The organism is Bradyrhizobium nanningense (assembly GCF_004114535.1).
Lineage (GTDB): Bacteria > Pseudomonadota > Alphaproteobacteria > Rhizobiales > Xanthobacteraceae > Bradyrhizobium > Bradyrhizobium nanningense.
In genome coordinates, this window is record NZ_LBJC01000020.1 from 229,688 (window position 1) to 247,335 (window position 17,648).

The window sequence follows — 17,648 nt, forward strand, 5'->3', positions numbered from 1 at the left end:
TCGATCACGGTCATGCCTCACGCCCGGGCCGCCACCAGTCCGCGATACAGCGCGGCATAATCGCCAGCGCGCTTGCGCCAGGAGACGTCGGTCGCAAGGCCGTTTCGTTGCAGCCGGCGCCAGGCCGGCTTGTCGTGGAAGGCGGCGTTGGCCTTGCGCAGGCTGCCGGCGAGGGCTTCCGCTGTCACGGGTGCAAACTTGAAACCGGTGGCGTCGCGGCCGGAGGCGTCGGCCTCGCCGATGTCGACGATGGTGTCCTCGAGCCCGCCGACGCGTGAGACGATCGGGACCGCGCCATAGCGCAGCGCGCAGAGCTGGGTCAGGCCGCATGGCTCGAAGCGCGAGGGCACGATCAGCGCGTCCGAGCCGGCCTGGAGCAGGTGCGCCAGGATTTCGTCATAGCCGATCACGACGCCGATCCGGCCGGGATTGGCGCGGGCCGCGGCCTGATAGCGCTCCTGGAGATCGCGGTCACCGCTGCCCAGCAGCGCGAGCTGCATGCCTTCGCGCAAAATGGTCGGAATCGCCTCGAGCAGGAGATCGAGACCCTTCTGCCACGACAGCCGGCTGATCACGCCGAGCAGCGGCGCCTCGTCCGAGGAATCAAGGTTGAATTGCTGCTGCAGCACCGCCTTGTTCGCGGCCCGGAACGTGAGATCTTCGGCGCCGTAGCGGTAGGCGATGTGCGGATCTTCTTCCGGATTCCACACCGCGATGTCGATGCCGTTGAGGATGCCGCTCAGCACACTTGCGCGTGCGCGCAAGAGGCCGCCGAGCCCCATGCCGCCTTCGTCGCTCTGGATTTCCCGCGCGTAGGTCGGCGACACCGTGGTGATGCGGTCGGCGAATTGCAGGCCGGCCTTCAGGAAGCTGATGCCGCCGAAATATTCGAGTTCATTGACGTTGAAGGAATGCCAGGGCAGGCCGATCGATCCAATCAGTTCGGGAGCGAACTTGCCCTGATAGGCCATGTTGTGGATGGTCATCACGGTGGCGGGCCGCGGGCGATTGTCATAGTGCAGATAGGCGGGGGCGAGCCCTGCCTGCCAGTCGTGGGCGTGCACGACGTCGGGGACGAACGCGGGCACGAGGCCGTGGCCGATATCGGCGGCGACGCGCGACAGCGCCGCGAAGCGCACGCCATTGTCGGGCCAGTCGACGCCCTCGGTGGTGACGTAAGGGTTGCCCGGCCGCGCATAGAGATGCGGCACGTCGAGCACGAACAGATCGAGCCCCTCGTGGAAGCCGGCGAGCAGCCGTCCGGGACCGCCGAAGTAATCCGGCCAGGTCCGGATCTCCGCCGCGCCTGAGACCAGTCGCATCACGTCGGGATAGCCCGGCATCAAGGTGCGCATCTCGACGCCGTGCGTCTTCAGCGCGATCGGCAGCGCGCCGGCGACATCCGCGAGGCCGCCGGTCTTGACGATGGGATAGACTTCAGAAGCGACCGCGAGGACGCGAACAGGCGTCATTTATTGAGCCCGTCGATCATCGGTTGGGTGATCAGCGAGATGCCCTGCTCGGTGGTGCGGAATCGCTTCGCGTCGAATTCGGGATCCTCCCCAACGACGAGCCCTTCCGGAATTTCGACGCCGCGGTCGATCACGACGTTCTTGAGGCGCGCGCCGCGGCCGACATTGACATAGGGCATGATGACGGCGTTCTCGACATTGGCGTAGGAGTTGATGCGCACGCCGGTGAACAGCAGCGAGCGCCGCAGCGAGGCGCCCGAGATGATGCAGCCGCCGGAGACCAGCGAGCTCACGGCCTGACCGCGCCGGCTTTCCTCGTCATGGACGAATTTCGCCGGCGGCGTGATCTCCGCATAAGACCAGATCGGCCAGGCACGGTCGAACAAATCCAGTTCCGGCACCACGTCGGTGAGGTCGATATTGGCGGACCAGTAGGCGTCGACCGTCCCGACGTCACGCCAGTAAGCGACGTTGTTGCTGCCGGAGCGAACGCACGAGGTCGAGAACTGGTGCGCGATCGCGCGGCCGTTCTTGACGAGGTATGGAATGATGTCCTTGCCGAAATCGTGGTTCGAGTCCGGGTCTTCGGCGTCGCGCTTGAGCTGGTCGAACAGGAATCTTGCGTTGAAGACGTAGATGCCCATGCTGGCGAGCGAGACGTCCGGCTTGCCCGGCATCGGCGGTGGATCTTTCGGCTTCTCCAGAAACTCCTGGATCCAGCCGTTCTCGTCGATATGCATGATGCCGAAGCCGCTAGATTCCGCGCGCGGCATCTCCAGGCAGCCGACCGTGACGTCGGCGCCGCTCTCGACGTGCTGGCGCAGCATCACCTCGTAATCCATCTTATAGATATGGTCGCCGGCCAGCACCACGATGAAGCGGCAGGCGTGGGATTCGATGATGTCAATGTTCTGGTAGACCGCATCCGCCGTGCCGACATACCACATGTTCTCGGAGACGCGCTGGCTGGCGGGGAGGATGTCGAAGCTCTCGTTGCGTTCTGGGCGGAAGAAGTTCCAGCCCATCTGAAGGTGCCGGATCAGGCTGTGGGCCTTGTACTGGGTCGCCACCGCGATACGGCGGATGCCCGAATTGACGGCATTCGACAGCGCGAAATCGATGATGCGGGACTTGCCGCCGAAATAGACGGCGGGCTTGGCGCGCCGGTCAGTCAGCTCCAGGAGCCGGCTGCCGCGTCCGCCAGCCAGGACGAACGCCAGCGCCTGACGGGCGAGCGGCTCATTACCGACGGCACTCATGTCATCCTCCCACTCACCCCCCGGCGCAGGCCGAGGCCATTTGTCGCGAGAAGCCCCCGCGCCCTTGGAACCGATAGTAACGGTACGCATAGTAAATCGTGAAGTAGGTTGTTGGTTGCGAACGCGGGAAGCTTAATGCTTTGCCTTGGCCGCGGGCTCCGGAATCGCACCACGGTTACGTGGGGCGGAGCAGGGCGGCGGCCCGCCTCGCAAGCCGACGGTCGTCTTGCAACGAGGCATGAATGAGACTTGTGCGCCGCACGCAAATCCGGGCTTTGAAGATCCGGTCTTTGACTTGGCGCAAGGATGCCCGATCATGTCGCTGCGATCCTTTTCCAAGCGAAACGTCAGACAGGAGTTGAGACGATGAGGATCTGGAAAACGGCAATTGCCTGTTCGCTGGCCGGCGTTGTCATCGCCGGCCAAATCCAAGAGGCGACGGCAGCCCCGCTGCCGACCAACGTCGCGACCATGAAGGCCGCGGCCGGCGACGACGTCACACAGGTGCATTGGCGCGGCGGCGGGTGGGGATTTGCGCTTGGTGGCCTCGCGGCCGGCGCGATCATCGGCGGCGCCATCGCCGGCGGCGCGCCGTACGGCTATTATGGTGGACCGTATTACGGCGGCTACGGATATCCCTACGGCTACGGTTATGGTTACGCCCCGGCCTATTACGGCGGCTACGGCTACGCGCCGGTGTATCCGCGATATTATCGGCCTTATCGTCCGTATTATAGCTATGGCTATTACCGGCCGTACCGGGTCTATCACCGTCACTATTATCGCCGATATTGGTGAACCCTCGCGGGTTACAGCGAGAGTCACACGATCAGGCTCATGCAGGCAAAATGCATGAGCACGATCGCGGCGAGACGCAGCAGGCCGGCTTCACGGCAAAGCCTGCGCGTCCCGCCGTCGTACGAAACGTCTTCAGCTGAACGCGGACGGATCGTCACAGGCAAAAAGGCAGGGCCTTCACAAACAGAAATAATCTGTGATGGCACTACGGCGCATTGCGCGGCAGTCTCCCTGGAACTCGAGGGAACAAATCGACGTTTGCAGCGCCGGGCGGGGCCAACCGGGAGCGGTGCCGTGCGAGCGCAAACCACGCTATTCTTCTCTTTAGCCAGTTTTTCGCTTTCTGCCATTTCTGTTGCCCATGCCGAAACTGGGCTTGCTTCATACTATGGATACGGAAAAGCCGGCAAAGGCGGCGAACTGACCTGTGCACACCGCACGCGTCCAATCGGCAGCATGCTAAGAGTGTCCTGGAGCGGGCGCACGATCCAGTGCCGCGTCAACGATCGCGGCCCCTTCATTCGGGGGCGCATCGTCGATCTCTCGGTGCCGGCCGCCCGTGCACTCGGCATGATGAGCGCCGGCGTGGTGCGAGTTGCCGTGGAATAGGCCGGCTCGCGCGCTATAGTGCCGCCCAAGCAAGGGAGGGGCTATGGCCAGGATCAGGGTGGGACTCGTCGGCTGCGGCTTCGTGTCGGAGCTGCACATGTATGCGTTCCGGCGCGTCTATGGCGTGGATGTCGAGGTTGCTGCGGTGGCCGCGCGTGGCGATCGCGTCGTCCAATTCGCCGGCCATCACGGCATTCCGCGCGTCTACCGCAGCTTCGCCGACCTGATCGCCGACCGCGAGATCGACGTCGTCGACATCTGCACCCCGCCCAATCTTCATGCGGAAATGATCATTGCGGCGATGCAGGCCGGCAAGCACGTGATCTGCGAGAAACCGTTCGCCGGCTATTTCGGCCGCGACGGCGACGCGCAGCCGATCGGCAGTCATGTGCCGAAGGCGGTGATGTATCAGCGCGTGCTGGAGGAGATGGACAGGACGCGCGCCGCGATCGAGCGTACCGGAAAACTGTTCATGTATGCCGAGGACTGGGTCTACGCGCCCGCGGTGGCCAAGACCGCTGAGATCATCATGGCGACGAAGGACAAGATCCTGTTCATGAAGGGCGAGGAGAGTCATTCCGGCTCGCACGCGGCCCACGCCGCGCAATGGGCGATGACCGGCGGCGGCTCGCTGATCCGCATGGGCTGTCACCCGCTCTCGGCCGTGCTTTATCTCAAACAGGTCGAGGCCAAGGCACGCGGCGAGACCATTCGCGTCGCCAGCGTCACCGGCGATGTCGGCAACGTCACCGCCGGTCTCAAGCCCGAAGAGCGCACCTGCATCAAGGCCAATCCCGTCGACGTCGAAGATTGGGGCACGCTCACCGCCACCTTTTCCGACGGCACCAAGGCGACCGTGTTCTCCGGCGACATGATCATGGGCGGCGTGCGCAACCTGATCGAGACCTACACGTCCGGCGGCTCGCTGTTCGCCAACATCACGCCGAACAATCATCTGATGAGCTACCAGACCAGCGAAGAGAAGCTCGCCTCGGTCTACATCACAGAAAAGGTCGACCGCAAAACCGGCTGGCAATATGTCTGCCTCGAAGAAGAATGGACGCGCGGCTATCTGCAGGAGATCCAGGATTTCATGGAGTGCGTGGCGAGCGGGCGGCAGCCGCTCTCCGACCTCGCGCTGGCCTACGAGACGATCAAGGTGAATTACGCAGGGTACTGGGCCGCGGAGGAGGGGAGAAGGGTGGTGTTGTAGGGGGAAGAAGTCGCCGCAAGTACACTGCAAACCCTTCTCCCCTTGCGGGAGAAGGTGGCGCGAAGCGCCGGATGAGGGGTTCTATCCGCGCGCTTGTTAAGAGTTGGACTCGGGAGGGAACCCCTCACCCGGCTTCTCTTCGCGAAGCCACCCTCTCCCACAAAGGGAGAGGGTGCACCGTCTTCGCGGCGAGCAAAGCTATGCCCCGTAGGTCGAGCCCTTCGGCAGCGGAAACACCGGGTCCTGCGTGCGGATGTTGGTCGGCCACACCACCGAGATGTGCTCGCCGGCGTTCTGCATCACCACCGGGGTCGAGCGTTCGTTCTGGCCGGACAGCGGCGTGCCCGGCGGGAAGAATTTCACGCCATAGCCCTGGATGGTGCCGCCAGCGGGAATGTCGACGTCGAGCGCGGCCTTGCGGATCGCCTCTGGCTCGAAGCTGCCGTACTTCTCCTTGGCGACCGGCAGCACGTTGTTGAGCAGCACCCAGGTCTGGTTGAAGCCCATCGAGCAGTGCGGCGGCACGTCGGTGGCGCCGGTCTTGGCCTGATAGCGCGAGACCATGGTCTTGATCAGTTCGCCCATGCCCGGCGCGAGTTTTGCGGGATCGAGCAGCTGTGCCGGCACCGGATCGATGTTGCAGAAATTGTCGATGTCGGCGCCGAACGTGGCGCGCAGCTTGTCGAGCTGGCTGTAGCCCGCGCCGGCCCCGAACAGCATCTTGAAGCGCAACCCGCTCTCGCGGGCCTGGCGCAGGAACAGGGTGATGTCGGGGTTGTAGCCTGCATGCGAGATCACGTCGGCCTTGGCACGCTTGATCTTGGTGACGAGCACCGACAGGTCGGGCGCGGAGGCCGAATAGCCTTCACGCAGCACCACCTGGATGCCGGCCTGCTTGGCATAGGCCTCGTCGGCGGCGGCGACGCCGACGCCGTAGGGCCCGTCCTCGTGGATCAGCGCGACCTTGACGTCCTTGGGATCCATGCCGAGCTTGGCTTTCGCGTGCTCTGTGATGAAGCTGGCAAAGGCCTGGCCGTATTGGTCGGAATGGATCTGGGCGCGAAATACGTATTGCAGGTTCTTGTCCTTGAACACCGCGGTCGAGACCGCGGTCGTGATCCAGAGGATCTTCTTCTGCTGCTCGACCTTCGCGGCCAGCGGCACCGCATGCGAGCTCGCATAGACGCCGTTGAGGATGTCGATCTTCTCCTGGCTGATCAGGCGTTCGGCCTCGTTGATCGCAACGTCGGGCTTGCTCTGGGAATCCGCGGCGACCGGTACGATCTTGGTCTTGCCGCCGATACCGCCTTTCTCGTTGACGAGATCGATGGCGATCTGCGCGCCGATCGACGAGGCGACCGAGCCGCCGGCGGCAAAGGGGCCGGTGAGATCGTAGATCAGGCCGATGCGCAAATTCTCGGCCTGCGCCCGAGCCCTGGTCCAATCGAGGCTGAGTGTGGCGGCGGCAGCCGCCGTACCCTTCAGCAGCTGCCTGCGTGAAGTCGGCATCCTATCCTCCCTCAAAACCGTCTTATGATTGGTTGTTATCTTTTTGCGAAGTATGGGGAGGGGGATAGTGGAAAGTCAACATGGCGAAAGTCGAGGTCCGTCGTCCGGCATAGAACGCAAATGCGAAATGACGGCGACGGGCCAGGCGATGTGTCGTCACTGCGCCAGGCGGCGGGCCAGATAGCGCGCCGTCTTTCCGCTGGCCTTGGCGACCTGTTCGGGCGTTCCCGATGCGACGATGCGGCCGCCCTCGTCACCGGCGCCGGGGCCGAGATCGATGATCCAGTCGCTGTGCGCGACGACGTCCATGTCGTGCTCGACTACGATCACGCTGCTGCCGCCGTCCACGATCCGCTCGAGCTGGGCGATCAGCCGTTCGACATCGCGCGGGTGAAGGCCGGTGGTGGGCTCGTCCAGGACATAGAGCGTGTGACCGCGCTGCGGACGCATCAACTCGGTCGCGAGCTTGATGCGCTGGGCTTCGCCGCCGGACAATTCGGTGGCGGACTGGCCGAGGCGGATATAGCCGAGACCGACCTCGCGCACGACCGAGAGCGACCGGTTCAGCGTCGCATCGCCCTCGAAGAACGCGAAGGCCTCGTCGACGCGCATCGCCAGCACGTCCGCGATGGACTTTCCGCGGATCTTCACCTCGAGCGTCTTGTCGTTGTAGCGCGCGCCCTTGCAGGTCGGGCAGGGCGCGTAGACGCTGGGCAGGAACAAGAGCTCGACGCAGACGAAGCCCTCGCCCTCGCAGGTCGCGCATCGTCCCTTGGCGACGTTGAAAGAGAAGCGTCCGGCGTCGTAGCGGCGGGACTTTGCCTGCGGCGTTGCCGCGAACAGCCGGCGCACATGGTCGAACAGGCCGGTATAGGTTGCAAGGTTGGACCGCGGGGTGCGGCCGATCGGCTTCTGGTCCACCACGACGAGACGGTTCACCTGGTCGAGGCCGGCAACGATCCTGCCGCCCAGTGTCACGACCGTCGGGGCCAGGCTGTCGTCGTCGGAATCGGTAGCAAGCGTGTGGCCGAGATGCGCGGCCACGGTGTCGACGAGGAATTGGCTGATCAGGCTCGATTTGCCGGAGCCCGACACGCCGGTGATGCTGGCGATGATGCCGAGCGGAATGTCGACGTCGAGGCCGCGGAGATTATTGCGGACGACACCGCTGATTTTCAGACGCCCCTTCGGCTCGCGACGAACAGCCGGCAGTGGCTTTCTCGGTCGCGAGAGATAGTGGGCCGTTCGCGATTGCTCGATTTCGCCGAGTCCGGCCGGCGGCCCGCTGTAGAGGATCAGCCCGCCGCCTTCGCCGGCGTCGGGCCCGACGTCCACCAGCCAGTCGGCGTGCCTGATCACCTCGATCTCGTGCTCGACCACGAAGATCGAGTTGCCCGCGCGCTTCAGCCGGTCCAGCGCCCGCAGCAGCGCCTCGGTGTCGGCAGGATGCAGGCCCGCGGACGGCTCGTCGAGCACATAGACGACGCCGAACAGGTTGGAGCGGACCTGCGTCGCCAGACGCAGCCGCTGCAACTCACCGGGCGACAGCGTCGGCGTGCTCCGTTCGCAGGCGAGATAGCCGAGGCCGAGGTCGAGCAGCACCGCCAGCCGGGCCGAGAGATCCTCGCAGATTCGCCTGACGACGACGGCCTTCTCCGACTTGTCCGTTGATGCTCTTGCAAACGGCTTGATGAGCTGGTGCAGCTGCGTGAGCGGCAGGTGCGACATCTCGGCAATGTTGAGCCCGGCGAACTTGACCTTGAGGGCCTCGGGCTTGAGCCTTGTACCATGGCAGGTCGGGCAGTCCCTGGTGATCATGAATTGCGCAACGCGGCGCTTCATCATGGCGCTCTCGGACTTGGCGTAGGTCTGCATCACGTAGCGTTTGGCGCCGGTGAAGGTGCCCTGATAGCTCGGCTCTTCCTTGCGACGCAGGGCGCGTCTGACCTCGGCGGCATCGTAACCGGCATAGACCGGAACGGTCGGCTGCTCCTCGGTGAACAGGATCCAGTCGCGGTCCTTCTTCGGAAGCTCGCGCCAGGGCTTGTCGACGTCGTAGCCGAGCGTCGTCAGGATGTCGCGGAGGTTCTGTCCCTGCCAGGCGCTCGGCCAGGCCGCGACGGCACGCTCGCGGATGCTCTTGGTGTCGTCGGGCACCATCGACTTCTCGGTCACGTCGAGCATTCGGCCGATGCCGTGGCAGGTCGGGCAGGCGCCCTCCGGCGTGTTCGGCGAGAACGCTTCCGCATAGAGCATCGCTTGTCCGCGCGGGTAGTCGCCGGCACGGGAATAGAGCATTCGCAGCAGATTCGAGATGGTGGTGACGCTGCCGACGGATGACCGCGTCGTCGGCGCCCCGCGCTGCTGCTGCAGTGCGACCGCGGGCGGCAGGCCTTCGATGTCGTCGACCTCGGGGATCTGCATCTGGTGGAAGAGACGTCGCGCGTAGGGCGACACCGATTCCAGATACCGCCGCTGCGCCTCGGCGTAGATCGTTCCAAAGGCGAGCGAGGATTTCCCCGAACCCGACACGCCCGTAAACACGACGAGGGCGTTGCGGGGAATGCGGAGGTCGACGTTCCTGAGATTGTGCTCGCGCGCGCCTCGCACCCGGACGAAGCCATCGTCCTGCATCAGGCTGTCGGTTCTTTTGGGTCTATCGTCCATCTGACTGCTCCGGGCCGCGTCGGGATTAACGGCAGGATCGCAGGATGGGTCCCTCGGTGCCAGTGCGCCTGGTTGCGTTCTGCACGACGCGAGGCCGCTCGGGGTGACAGCGAGGGCCTTGTCATAAGCGTTCGGCGGACAGCAAGCCGCGCCTCAGACGATGAAGTCCCTGGCGGTGAGATCGGCGGCGTGGATGCCTTCCAGCGTGATCGTGTCGTTGGCCGTCAGCTGGATCACCGCATTGCCGACGCTGTCGTCGCTGATCAGGCTCTTCAGCGCGGCCCAGTCCGCAAAGCCGTAAGCGTGGACGTCGATGACGTCGTACTCGGGTGCCGTGCTGCCTCCGGCCTTGTTGCCCTGATCGAAATCGTTGATCAGGTCCTGGCCCGAGCCGGCCTCGAACACGAACAGGTCGTTGTTCGGTCCGCCCCAGAGCTGATCATTGCCGCCCCCGCCGTTCAGCAGGTCACGGCCACCAGTGATCGAGCCGTCCACGGCTGGGGCGTAGATGTGTGCGTCGCCATATAGCCAGTCGCCGCGCGCGCTGCCCACGAGGATGTCGTTGCCGCCATGCGCGCTGCCCGACATGTTCGAGGCATCGCCGAACATGGCGATCGACGTTGAGTCGGGGTTGCCATCGACGGCTGCGACCAGCACGTCGTCGCCGCCGCGGGCGTTGTCACTCAGGTAGTCCGCGTCGCCAACCATGAACGCACCTCCGGATCGCGCTTCGGTGCCTATCGTGTAGATGAGAATATCGTTGCCGCCACGTGCCTCGCCGCTCATGTCGATCAGTGCATCGCCCGAGATCGATGCCGCGCCATAGACTCCGGCCTGGGTGACGTTGATGATGTCGTTGCCGCCCCGAGTATCGTCGTTCATGGTCGTGCCCGCATCGCCGACGAACGTCCCGTACGCCCTGTCTCCCATCGTGCCCGTGATGACGTCATTGCCGCCGCGCGTTTCTCCCGTCATCGCCATCTCGGCGTCGCCGAAGAGGGAGGTGCTCGTATAGATCGAATCCGTGGCGTCGACGTTCAGAACATCATTGCCGCCATGGGCATGGCCGGACATCGTCCGCGCGTCGCCGTCGACGGTGACATAAACCCCGAAGCCCACGACATCGGCGACGAAATGGTCGTTCCCGCCGTGCGACCGTCCCTGCAAGTCCTCATCGTCGCCGACGAGCAGCAGGGTGCTGGGCCCGCCATCGACCGTCGCGATCATGCTGTCGTTCCCGCCGCGGCCGTCGACCGGCAGGCCGGGGTCCCCGAATACGAGCACGAGCTCCTGACTTCCGACGCTGACGAAGATCGTGTCGTTTGGCATATGGCGCATCTTGCAACTCCCCGGTCCATGTCGGGCGCGGATCGAGCCGAGCATCATGCTCGCGCCCCGCGCTGCGGCCCTGCCGCGTCACGCATCATCTTCGGTTTGATGGCGGAGATGGGCCAGCGGTGCAGCTTGATTGCGGCCGCGGAACCGGGCCGGAGCAAGCGCGTCGTCAAGCTGTCATGAAACGCACAAGCGCGGTGCCGTAGGGTGGGCAAAGGCGCAAAGCGCCGTGCCCACCATCTCGTTCCGTATCCAAGGGATCGTGGGCACGCTTCCGCCTTCGCTCTTCGAGCGACGGCGGACAAGTCGCTTTGCCCACCCTACGATAGCGGGGCAAGCCTGCAGAATGCAGCGGGCTCGGCTCAGCCCGGTCCCGCGCCTTGCGTCGCCGTGAACACCGCGTAGAGCGACTGGCTCGCGGCCATGAACAGGCGGTTGCGCTTGGGGCCGCCGAAGGTGATGTTGCCGCACACCTCCGGCAGGCGGATGCGGCCGAGCAGCTTGCCCTCCGGTGACCACGCCGTCGCGCCGCTATAGCCGACGGCGCGGCCGGCATTGCTGGAGGCCCAGACATTGCCGTTGACGTCGCAGCGCACGCCATCCGGCCCGCACTTCACGCCGTCGATCACGCAGTCGGAAAAGCGCTTCTGGTTGGACAGCTTGTTGTCCGCGCCGACGTCGAACACGAAGATCTCGCCCTTGCCGCCGGGGCCGGTGTCGCCCGGTCCCTTGCCGGTCGAGACCACGTAGAGCTTCTTGAAGTCCGGCGAAAAGCACAGGCCGTTCGGATCGGGCACCTGGTCTTCGGTGACGACGAGGTCGACGCGGCCGGAAGGGTCGATGCGATAGCAATTGGTCGGCAGCTCGCGCTTGCCCGGTGTGAAACCGGCCGGTTGTCCGATCCGCGGATTGAGCTTGCCGCCGGCATTGCTCGCCCCGCCCGCGGCATCCGGCTCGCCTTCGTAGAGCTGACCGCCATAGGGCGGATCGGTGAACCAGTAACTGCCGTCGGGATGCGCGACGACGTCGTTCGGCGAGTTCAGCTTCTTGCCGTTGTAATTGTCGCAGAGAACGGTGGCGGTGCCGTCATGCTCGTAGCGCGTCACCCGGCGGGTCAGGTGCTCGCAGGAGAGCTGGCGGCCCTGGAAGTCGAAGGAGTTGCCGTTGGAATTGTTGGACGGCGTGCGAAACACGCTGACGCGGCCGTCGTCCTCGCTCCAGCGCATCTGCCGGTTATTGGGAATGTCGCTCCACAAGAGATATCGTCCTTGCGCGCTCCACGCCGGGCCCTCCGCCCACAGCACGCCGGTGTAGAGACGTTTGATCGCGGTGTTGGGCTGCGCGAGATCGTTGAAGGACGGATCGACCGCGATGATGTCGGGGTCCCAGAAATAAGTGGTCGGCGCGCCATGGGGACTGAAATCGCGCGGCGGGGTGGTGATGGTGGTCGGCGGTGCGGCGGGTCCCGTCTGGGCCAGCGCAGGGCCGGCGACGGTGGCCGCGGCGCCAAGCGCAAGCCCCCGGACAAGTGTTCGTCGTGAAAGCGCAAGCTCCTGCTCACGCTGTTCTTGGCGTGTCATCGCGTCCTCCCAGTCATGTTCGGCTGGCCGGTTGATCCGGCCGAGCAACCGGAGGTTAATGCGGTCCAGCGCCGGTTGCGAGGGGTGGAATTATTCTCGCGCGATGCCGGGGCCGCAATCCCGTCATATTCGAATGCGTTTGGAGCGGACGCGCTTCGCGTCCGTCTTGCGCCGTTTGCAAGTCTCGGAAATGTTCCACAGGCTTGCACAAAATTTGCTTGGCGCAGATGCCGGCATGCAACGCATTCGGCCCGGTTCAAGCCATGATTTCGCGCGGATTGCCACGCAGAAGCCGTCCGGGGGCGATGAACGGAGTTGAGCGTGGCTGGCGTCATCGTATTGATCGTATTGCTGGGGATCGCATTCGCGGCCGGCTATTACACGCGTGAATACATCTCCAACAAACGACGCGCGGAAGCCCGTCGCTGGCGCGAATATACCGAGCCGGATTGGCTCCCCGCCAACGCGCCCGCCAACACCAACGAGATCGCAAGCGCCATCACGGCGATCCCCGTGGTCAACGGCGAGCTTGGCAAGATGCTGGACCGCTGGGAGACGAGGGCCCGCGCCCGCCGCGCGGGGTAGCAATTTTGCGCTGGTGCGACGAAGCCATCCGAAGCCATCCAGAGTCTCTCCGCGGAAGGATTCTGGATTGCTTCCGCCTTCGCCAAGGCTTCGGCGGAAAAGTCGCTACGCTCGCAATGACGGGCGAGAGAGTACGTGCATCGCACTCCACTCTCGTGCCCCGGACGCAAGTGTAGCGGCCCGGCGATGCGAAGCATCATCGGGGGTGGTGCGCTGCAGAGCCGGGGGCCGATCTCGCCACGTGCCGTGCTGCCTCCTGGGGTCCCGGACAGCGCTGCAACGCCAGGGCGTTGCAGCGCCGTCCGGGACACCAGGCCCCCAACCAGGTCAGCCCCCTTGACCATCTTTTGGCGTTGCAGTTGCTGCCATTTCTCGTCTAGAAACAGGCGACTGAGCCTCCCGGCAACCAACCGTCAACGGTTTTGACCGAGGATTTCTGGGCTCAAAAGGGTCTGGCAATGCTGATTCGCGGCCAAATCGAGGGGATTTCGGGGGAGGTGGCTCTGGCCGCCGCCACGATCCCGGCCGCGCTGCTGCCCACCCTCCTGATTGGCGGGCTTCTTCTTAGCTGCCCCTGAGGGCCGGCTGGGCGCCATGCGCCTGGGCGCTCAGGGGTGGGTCGAGATCACCGGACACCTCAAGCGCCAGGAACAGACGGTCTGAACGGCGCAAAAGCTCAAAAGGAAATTTGAAATGGCCACCGTGAACAAGTCCGAGAAGGACCGCGTCATCATTTTCGACACCACGCTGCGCGACGGCGAGCAGTGCCCCGGCGCCACCATGACCTTCGAGGAAAAGCTCGAGGTCGCCGAGCTCCTGGACGATATGGGCGTCGACGTCATCGAGGCCGGCTTCCCGATCACCTCGCAGGGTGACTTCGAAGCGGTGAGCGAGATCGCCCGCCGCTCCAAGAATTCCGTCATCGCCGGCCTGTCCCGCGCCCATCCGGCCGACATCGACCGCTGCGCCGAAGCGGTGAAGTTTGCCAAGCGCGGCCGCGTCCACACCGTGATCGCGACCTCGCCGCTGCACATGCGGGTCAAGTTGAACAAGACGCCGGAGCAAGTGCTCGAGACCTCGGTCGCCATGGTCGCCCGCGCCCGCAACCAGATCGACGACGTCGAATGGTCGGCCGAGGACGGCACCCGCAGCGAGATGGACTTCCTGTGCCGGATCGTCGAAGCCGTGATCAAGGCCGGCGCCACCACGGTGAACATCCCCGACACCGTCGGCTACACGGTGCCGGAGGAATACACCCACTTCATGAAGACGCTGATCGAGCGCGTGCCGAACTCGGACAAGGCGGTGTTCTCCGTGCACTGCCATAACGATCTCGGCATGGCGGTCGCGAACTCGCTGGCCGGCATCATCGGCGGCGCGCGCCAGGTCGAGTGCACCATCAACGGCATCGGCGAACGCGCCGGCAACGCTGCGCTCGAAGAGATCGTGATGGCGATCAACGTGCGCAATGACAAATTCCCGTACTGGAACAAGATCGACACCACGCAGCTGACCCGCGCCTCGAAGCTGGTCTCGGCGGCGACCTCGTTCCCGGTCCAGTACAACAAGGCGATCGTCGGCCGGAACGCGTTCGCGCATGAGAGCGGCATCCATCAGGACGGCGTGCTGAAGGACGCCTCGACCTACGAGATCATGCGCCCGGAGATGGTCGGCCTGAAGCAGTCCTCGCTGGTGCTCGGCAAGCATTCCGGCCGCCATGCCTTCGTGCACAAGCTGGAGGAGATGGGCTACAAGCTCGGCCCCAACCAGCTGGAGGATGCGTTCACGCGGATGAAGGCTCTGGCCGACCGCAAGAAGGACATCTACGACGAGGACATCGAGGCGCTGGTCGACGAGGAGATGGCGGCGTCCCACGACCGCATCAAGCTGACCTCGCTGACCGTGATCGCCGGCACCCATGGCCCGCAGCGCGCGACCATGAAGCTCGACGTCGACGGCCAGACCAGGATCGAGGAGGCCGAGGGCAACGGTCCGGTGGACGCGGTGTTCAACTGCATCAAGCGCTTGGTGCCGCACGAGGCCAAGCTGGAGCTGTACCAGGTCCACGCCGTCACCGAAGGCACCGACGCGCAGGCGGAAGTGTCGGTGCGGTTGTCGCAGGATGGCCGCTCGATGACCGCACGCGCGGCGGATCCGGATACGCTGGTGGCCTCCGCCAAGGCCTATCTCGGCGCGCTCAACAAGATCGTCATGAAGCGCCAGCGCGACAATGTGACGACGGCCGCGGCGAGCTGAAGAAACGAAGTTGGGAGTTATTGCACCTCTCCCGCTCTTGTCCGCCGAAGCCTTGGCGAAGGGGGATGCGGGAGAGGTCGGCGCATAGCGCCGGGTGAGGGCTCTCTCCTCCGAGGGATTGTCCCGTTGTGGAGACACCCTCTCCCCAACCCTCTCCCGCAAGCGGGAGAGGGAGCGCAGCCGTGCGTGCGGCATCCACCATGAATACCTGCCCTGCTAACGGCCAATAGCAGCGAAGGCCGGCGGCCTGTATTGATGCTGCCGGCATGAGGATTGGCTGCCCGCACGCCGGGCGGCCCAAATAGCAACAGGGAGAGAATATGCGCACCTTCGCGATCGCCGCGTCCATCGCGGCATTGGCACTTGGCTTGACCGGGCCGGCGTCGGCGCAATCACCGATCATCATCAAGTTCAGCCACGTCGTCGCCACCGACACGCCGAAGGGCAAGGGAGCGGAGAAGTTCAAGGAGCTGGCCGAGAAATACACCGGCGGCAAAGTCAAGGTCGAGGTCTACCCGAACTCGACGCTGTACAAGGACAAGGAAGAGCTCGAAGCGCTTCAGCTCGGCAGCGTGCAGATGCTGGCGCCGTCCAACTCCAAGTTCGGACCGCTCGGCATCCGCGAGTTCGAGGTGTTTGATCTGCCCTACATCCTGCCCGACCTGAAGACGCTGCGGAAGGTGACGGAAGGGCCGCTCGGCGCAAGGCTGCTCAAGCTGCTGGATGCCAAGGGCATCACCGGCCTTGCCTATTGGGACAACGGCTTCAAGCAGATGAGCGCCAACAAGAAGCTGGTCACGCCCGCCGACTATCAGGGCGTCAAGTTCCGCATCCAATCCTCGCGCGTGCTGCAGGCCCAGTTCAAGGCGCTCGGCTCGCTGCCCCAGGTGATGGCGTTCTCGGAAGTCTACCAGGCGCTGCAGACCGGCGTGGTCGACGGCCAGGAGAACACCTGGTCGAACATCTATACCCAGAAGATGCACGAGGTGCAGAAGTACATCACCGAGACCAATCACGGCTACATCGGCTACGTCGTGATCGTGAACAAGAAGTTCTGGGACGATCTGCCGGCCGACATCCGCGACCAGCTCACCAAGGCGATGAAGGAAGCGACCGAATTCGGCAACGCGCAGTCGCAGAAGGAGAACGACGACGCGCTGGCCGAGATCAAGAAGAGCGGCAAGAGCGAGATCATCAAGCTCACGCCGGAGCAGAACGAGGCGATGCGCAAGGCGATGGAGCCGGTCTACAAGGATGCCGCGAGCCGCGTCGGCCAACCGCTGATCGACGAATTCCTCAAGGAATCCAAGAGTACGACGAACTGATCCATCCGAACGACGAACGAAGGGCCTCCGTGCGATCTGCACGGAGGCCTTTTTGTTGCGAATGATTTCCGGATTGCGGCTGGAGGTAAAATCGGTCGTTACATCTTGGTAAGGACGCGCTCCCTGTCCAAGTTGTAAGTTGCGCCTCAGCCGCACCGCGCCCATCTTCATGGACGTCCTTCCAGAGGAGGTTCGGATGAGGAAATTCACCATCGCCGCCATCGCCGTGCTCAGCATAGCCGGCTCGGGCGCGGTCTACGCCCAATATCATCACCCGTGGATGGAGCACATCCGCCACATGCGCATGAACCCGGAGGACCGCGCCGCCCTCGTCGACGCGCGGATCGCCGCCGTCCATGCCGGGCTGAAGCTCAATGCCGAGCAGGAGAAGCTGTGGCCGCCGGTCGAGGCCGCCGTGCGGGACTTCGCCAAGCTGCGCATCGACCGCGCCAATGCACGGATGAATGCCGGTCCCGGTGACGCCGACAAGCCGGACGACCCGGTTGCCCGCCTGCGCCAGCGCGCCGACGACATGGGCGCGACCTCGGCGGCTCTAAAGAAGATCGCCGATGCCGCCGATCCGCTCTACAAGACCCTGGACGAGGGCCAGAAGCGGCGCCTCGCGGTGCTGACCCGCCACCGCGGCCCGTTCGGCGGCGGCGAGGACGGCCCGCCCCACCACTTCATGGAGGGCGGCATGGGCCGCATGATGGAGCACTTCCACCACGACCGTTTCGACCGTGATGGCGGCGAGGGACGAGACCGCGAGGGCCGGCTCTGAACAAAGCGGGTTTTTGCGGGGATCAACCCCTGGATTGACCTTGGCGAAGCCGCTGGAATCCAGCGGCTTTTCGCTTTTGGGGGACTGTGGAAAAACCTTCACCGCATCGCTTGCCAGACCCGGATCGCTTTGCTAAACGACCGGCCTCGCAAGGCATTGACCGCCTTTCGGGCGCATAGCTCAGTTGGTAGAGCAGCTGACTCTTAATCAGCGGGTCCCAGGTTCGAGCCCTGGTGCGCCCACCACTCTCAAGAGATTG

15 protein-coding genes and 1 tRNA gene are annotated in these 17,648 nt (G+C 64.5%); 9 read left to right on the top strand and 7 right to left on the bottom strand.

Annotated elements, in window-relative coordinates; all coding sequences use genetic code 11:
• Positions 1 to 17 precede the first annotated feature (17 nt).
• Both glgA and glgC read right to left on the bottom strand, forming a co-directional pair.
• Entirely contained in the window at positions 18 to 1,472 is a 1,455-nt protein-coding gene (gene glgA / locus XH84_RS14045) for a glycogen synthase GlgA (protein WP_128918753.1), read from the bottom strand.
• Positions 1,469 to 2,731, bottom strand: coding sequence for a glucose-1-phosphate adenylyltransferase (gene glgC / locus XH84_RS14050; protein ID WP_128918752.1), 1,263 nt, complete (start codon positions 2,729 to 2,731; stop codon positions 1,469 to 1,471). Before glgC ends, glgA begins: the two co-directional genes overlap by 4 nt.
• A gap of 366 nt (positions 2,732 to 3,097) precedes the next feature.
• Between glgC and XH84_RS14055 the strand changes: the two genes are divergently transcribed.
• Positions 3,098 to 3,529 carry a hypothetical protein gene (locus XH84_RS14055; protein WP_128918751.1) on the top strand — a complete coding sequence of 144 codons (432 nt, stop codon included), beginning with the start codon at positions 3,098 to 3,100 and terminating at the stop codon, positions 3,527 to 3,529.
• Positions 3,530 to 3,552: 23 nt separating this feature from the next.
• Here XH84_RS14055 and XH84_RS39735 read toward each other — a convergent pair whose 3' ends face one another.
• Complete coding sequence (locus tag XH84_RS39735) at positions 3,553 to 3,879, bottom strand: hypothetical protein (RefSeq protein WP_164936163.1); 327 nt, start codon at positions 3,877 to 3,879, stop codon at positions 3,553 to 3,555.
• Here XH84_RS39735 and XH84_RS14065 point away from each other — a divergent pair.
• The gene (locus tag XH84_RS14065) at positions 3,824 to 4,138 is read left to right on the top strand and encodes a septal ring lytic transglycosylase RlpA family protein (RefSeq protein ID WP_128918749.1); all 315 of its coding nucleotides are present in this window, start codon (positions 3,824 to 3,826) and stop codon (positions 4,136 to 4,138) included. The genes XH84_RS39735 and XH84_RS14065 overlap by 56 nt on opposite strands.
• Positions 4,139 to 4,181: 43 nt before the next feature.
• Entirely contained in the window at positions 4,182 to 5,351 is a 1,170-nt protein-coding gene (locus XH84_RS14070; RefSeq protein ID WP_128918748.1) for a Gfo/Idh/MocA family protein, read from the top strand.
• A 198-nt stretch (positions 5,352 to 5,549) separates the two neighbouring features.
• Here the strand turns inward: XH84_RS14070 and XH84_RS14075 are convergent, their stop codons facing one another.
• The 4 genes from XH84_RS14075 to XH84_RS14090 form a co-directional block, all read right to left on the bottom strand.
• Entirely contained in the window at positions 5,550 to 6,860 is a 1,311-nt protein-coding gene (locus XH84_RS14075; RefSeq protein ID WP_128918747.1) for an ABC transporter substrate-binding protein, read from the bottom strand.
• Positions 6,861 to 7,016: 156 nt separating this feature from the next.
• Positions 7,017 to 9,527 (bottom strand): excinuclease ABC subunit UvrA, encoded by a 2,511-nt coding sequence (gene uvrA / locus XH84_RS14080; RefSeq protein ID WP_128918746.1) that lies wholly within the window; start codon positions 9,525 to 9,527, stop codon positions 7,017 to 7,019.
• Positions 9,528 to 9,680: 153 nt separating this feature from the next.
• A complete protein-coding gene (locus tag XH84_RS14085; protein WP_347338735.1) occupies positions 9,681 to 10,913 on the bottom strand; it encodes a calcium-binding protein in 1,233 nt (410 codons plus the stop codon).
• A gap of 311 nt (positions 10,914 to 11,224) precedes the next feature.
• Complete coding sequence (locus XH84_RS14090; protein WP_128918745.1) at positions 11,225 to 12,442, bottom strand: SMP-30/gluconolactonase/LRE family protein; 1,218 nt, start codon at positions 12,440 to 12,442, stop codon at positions 11,225 to 11,227.
• Between the two features lie 321 nt (positions 12,443 to 12,763).
• Here XH84_RS14090 and XH84_RS14095 point away from each other — a divergent pair, with 321 nt between their 5' ends.
• The 6 genes from XH84_RS14095 to XH84_RS14120 all read left to right on the top strand — a co-directional run bounded on the left by XH84_RS14095 (position 12,764) and on the right by XH84_RS14120 (position 17,634).
• Entirely contained in the window at positions 12,764 to 13,027 is a 264-nt protein-coding gene (locus XH84_RS14095; protein ID WP_128918744.1) for a hypothetical protein, read from the top strand.
• 422 nt (positions 13,028 to 13,449) lie between these two features.
• On the top strand, positions 13,450 to 13,605 hold the full coding sequence (locus XH84_RS39740) for a hypothetical protein (RefSeq protein ID WP_164936162.1): 156 nt from the start codon (positions 13,450 to 13,452) through the stop codon (positions 13,603 to 13,605).
• A gap of 115 nt (positions 13,606 to 13,720) precedes the next feature.
• Complete coding sequence (locus tag XH84_RS14100; RefSeq protein ID WP_128918743.1) at positions 13,721 to 15,283, top strand: 2-isopropylmalate synthase; 1,563 nt, start codon at positions 13,721 to 13,723, stop codon at positions 15,281 to 15,283.
• 320 nt (positions 15,284 to 15,603) lie between these two features.
• On the top strand, positions 15,604 to 16,608 hold the full coding sequence (locus XH84_RS14110) for a TRAP transporter substrate-binding protein (RefSeq protein WP_128918741.1): 1,005 nt from the start codon (positions 15,604 to 15,606) through the stop codon (positions 16,606 to 16,608).
• Between the two features lie 196 nt (positions 16,609 to 16,804).
• On the top strand, positions 16,805 to 17,389 hold the full coding sequence (locus tag XH84_RS14115) for a Spy/CpxP family protein refolding chaperone (RefSeq protein ID WP_206734122.1): 585 nt from the start codon (positions 16,805 to 16,807) through the stop codon (positions 17,387 to 17,389).
• Between the two features lie 169 nt (positions 17,390 to 17,558).
• Positions 17,559 to 17,634 (top strand) — tRNA-Lys (locus XH84_RS14120).
• The last annotated feature ends 14 nt before the right edge of the window (positions 17,635 to 17,648 follow it).

Excerpts from the sequence above, each read along its gene's own strand:
- glgA (WP_128918753.1), bottom strand. The coding sequence starts at position 1,472 with ATGACGCCTGTTCGCGTCCTCGCGGTCGCTTCTGAAGTCTATCCCATC.
- glgC (WP_128918752.1), bottom strand. The coding sequence starts at position 2,731 with ATGAGTGCCGTCGGTAATGAGCCGCTCGCCCGTCAGGCGCTGGCGTTC.
- XH84_RS14055 (WP_128918751.1), top strand. The coding sequence starts at position 3,098 with ATGAGGATCTGGAAAACGGCAATTGCCTGTTCGCTGGCCGGCGTTGTC.
- XH84_RS39735 (WP_164936163.1), bottom strand. The coding sequence starts at position 3,879 with ATGGCAGAAAGCGAAAAACTGGCTAAAGAGAAGAATAGCGTGGTTTGC.
- XH84_RS14070 (WP_128918748.1), top strand. The coding sequence starts at position 4,182 with ATGGCCAGGATCAGGGTGGGACTCGTCGGCTGCGGCTTCGTGTCGGAG.
- XH84_RS14075 (WP_128918747.1), bottom strand. The coding sequence starts at position 6,860 with ATGCCGACTTCACGCAGGCAGCTGCTGAAGGGTACGGCGGCTGCCGCC.
- uvrA (WP_128918746.1), bottom strand. The coding sequence starts at position 9,527 with ATGGACGATAGACCCAAAAGAACCGACAGCCTGATGCAGGACGATGGC.
- XH84_RS14085 (WP_347338735.1), bottom strand. The coding sequence starts at position 10,913 with ATGATGCTCGGCTCGATCCGCGCCCGACATGGACCGGGGAGTTGCAAG.
- XH84_RS14090 (WP_128918745.1), bottom strand. The coding sequence starts at position 12,442 with ATGACACGCCAAGAACAGCGTGAGCAGGAGCTTGCGCTTTCACGACGA.
- XH84_RS14100 (WP_128918743.1), top strand. The coding sequence starts at position 13,721 with ATGGCCACCGTGAACAAGTCCGAGAAGGACCGCGTCATCATTTTCGAC.
- XH84_RS14110 (WP_128918741.1), top strand. The coding sequence starts at position 15,604 with ATGCGCACCTTCGCGATCGCCGCGTCCATCGCGGCATTGGCACTTGGC.
- XH84_RS14115 (WP_206734122.1), top strand. The coding sequence starts at position 16,805 with ATGAGGAAATTCACCATCGCCGCCATCGCCGTGCTCAGCATAGCCGGC.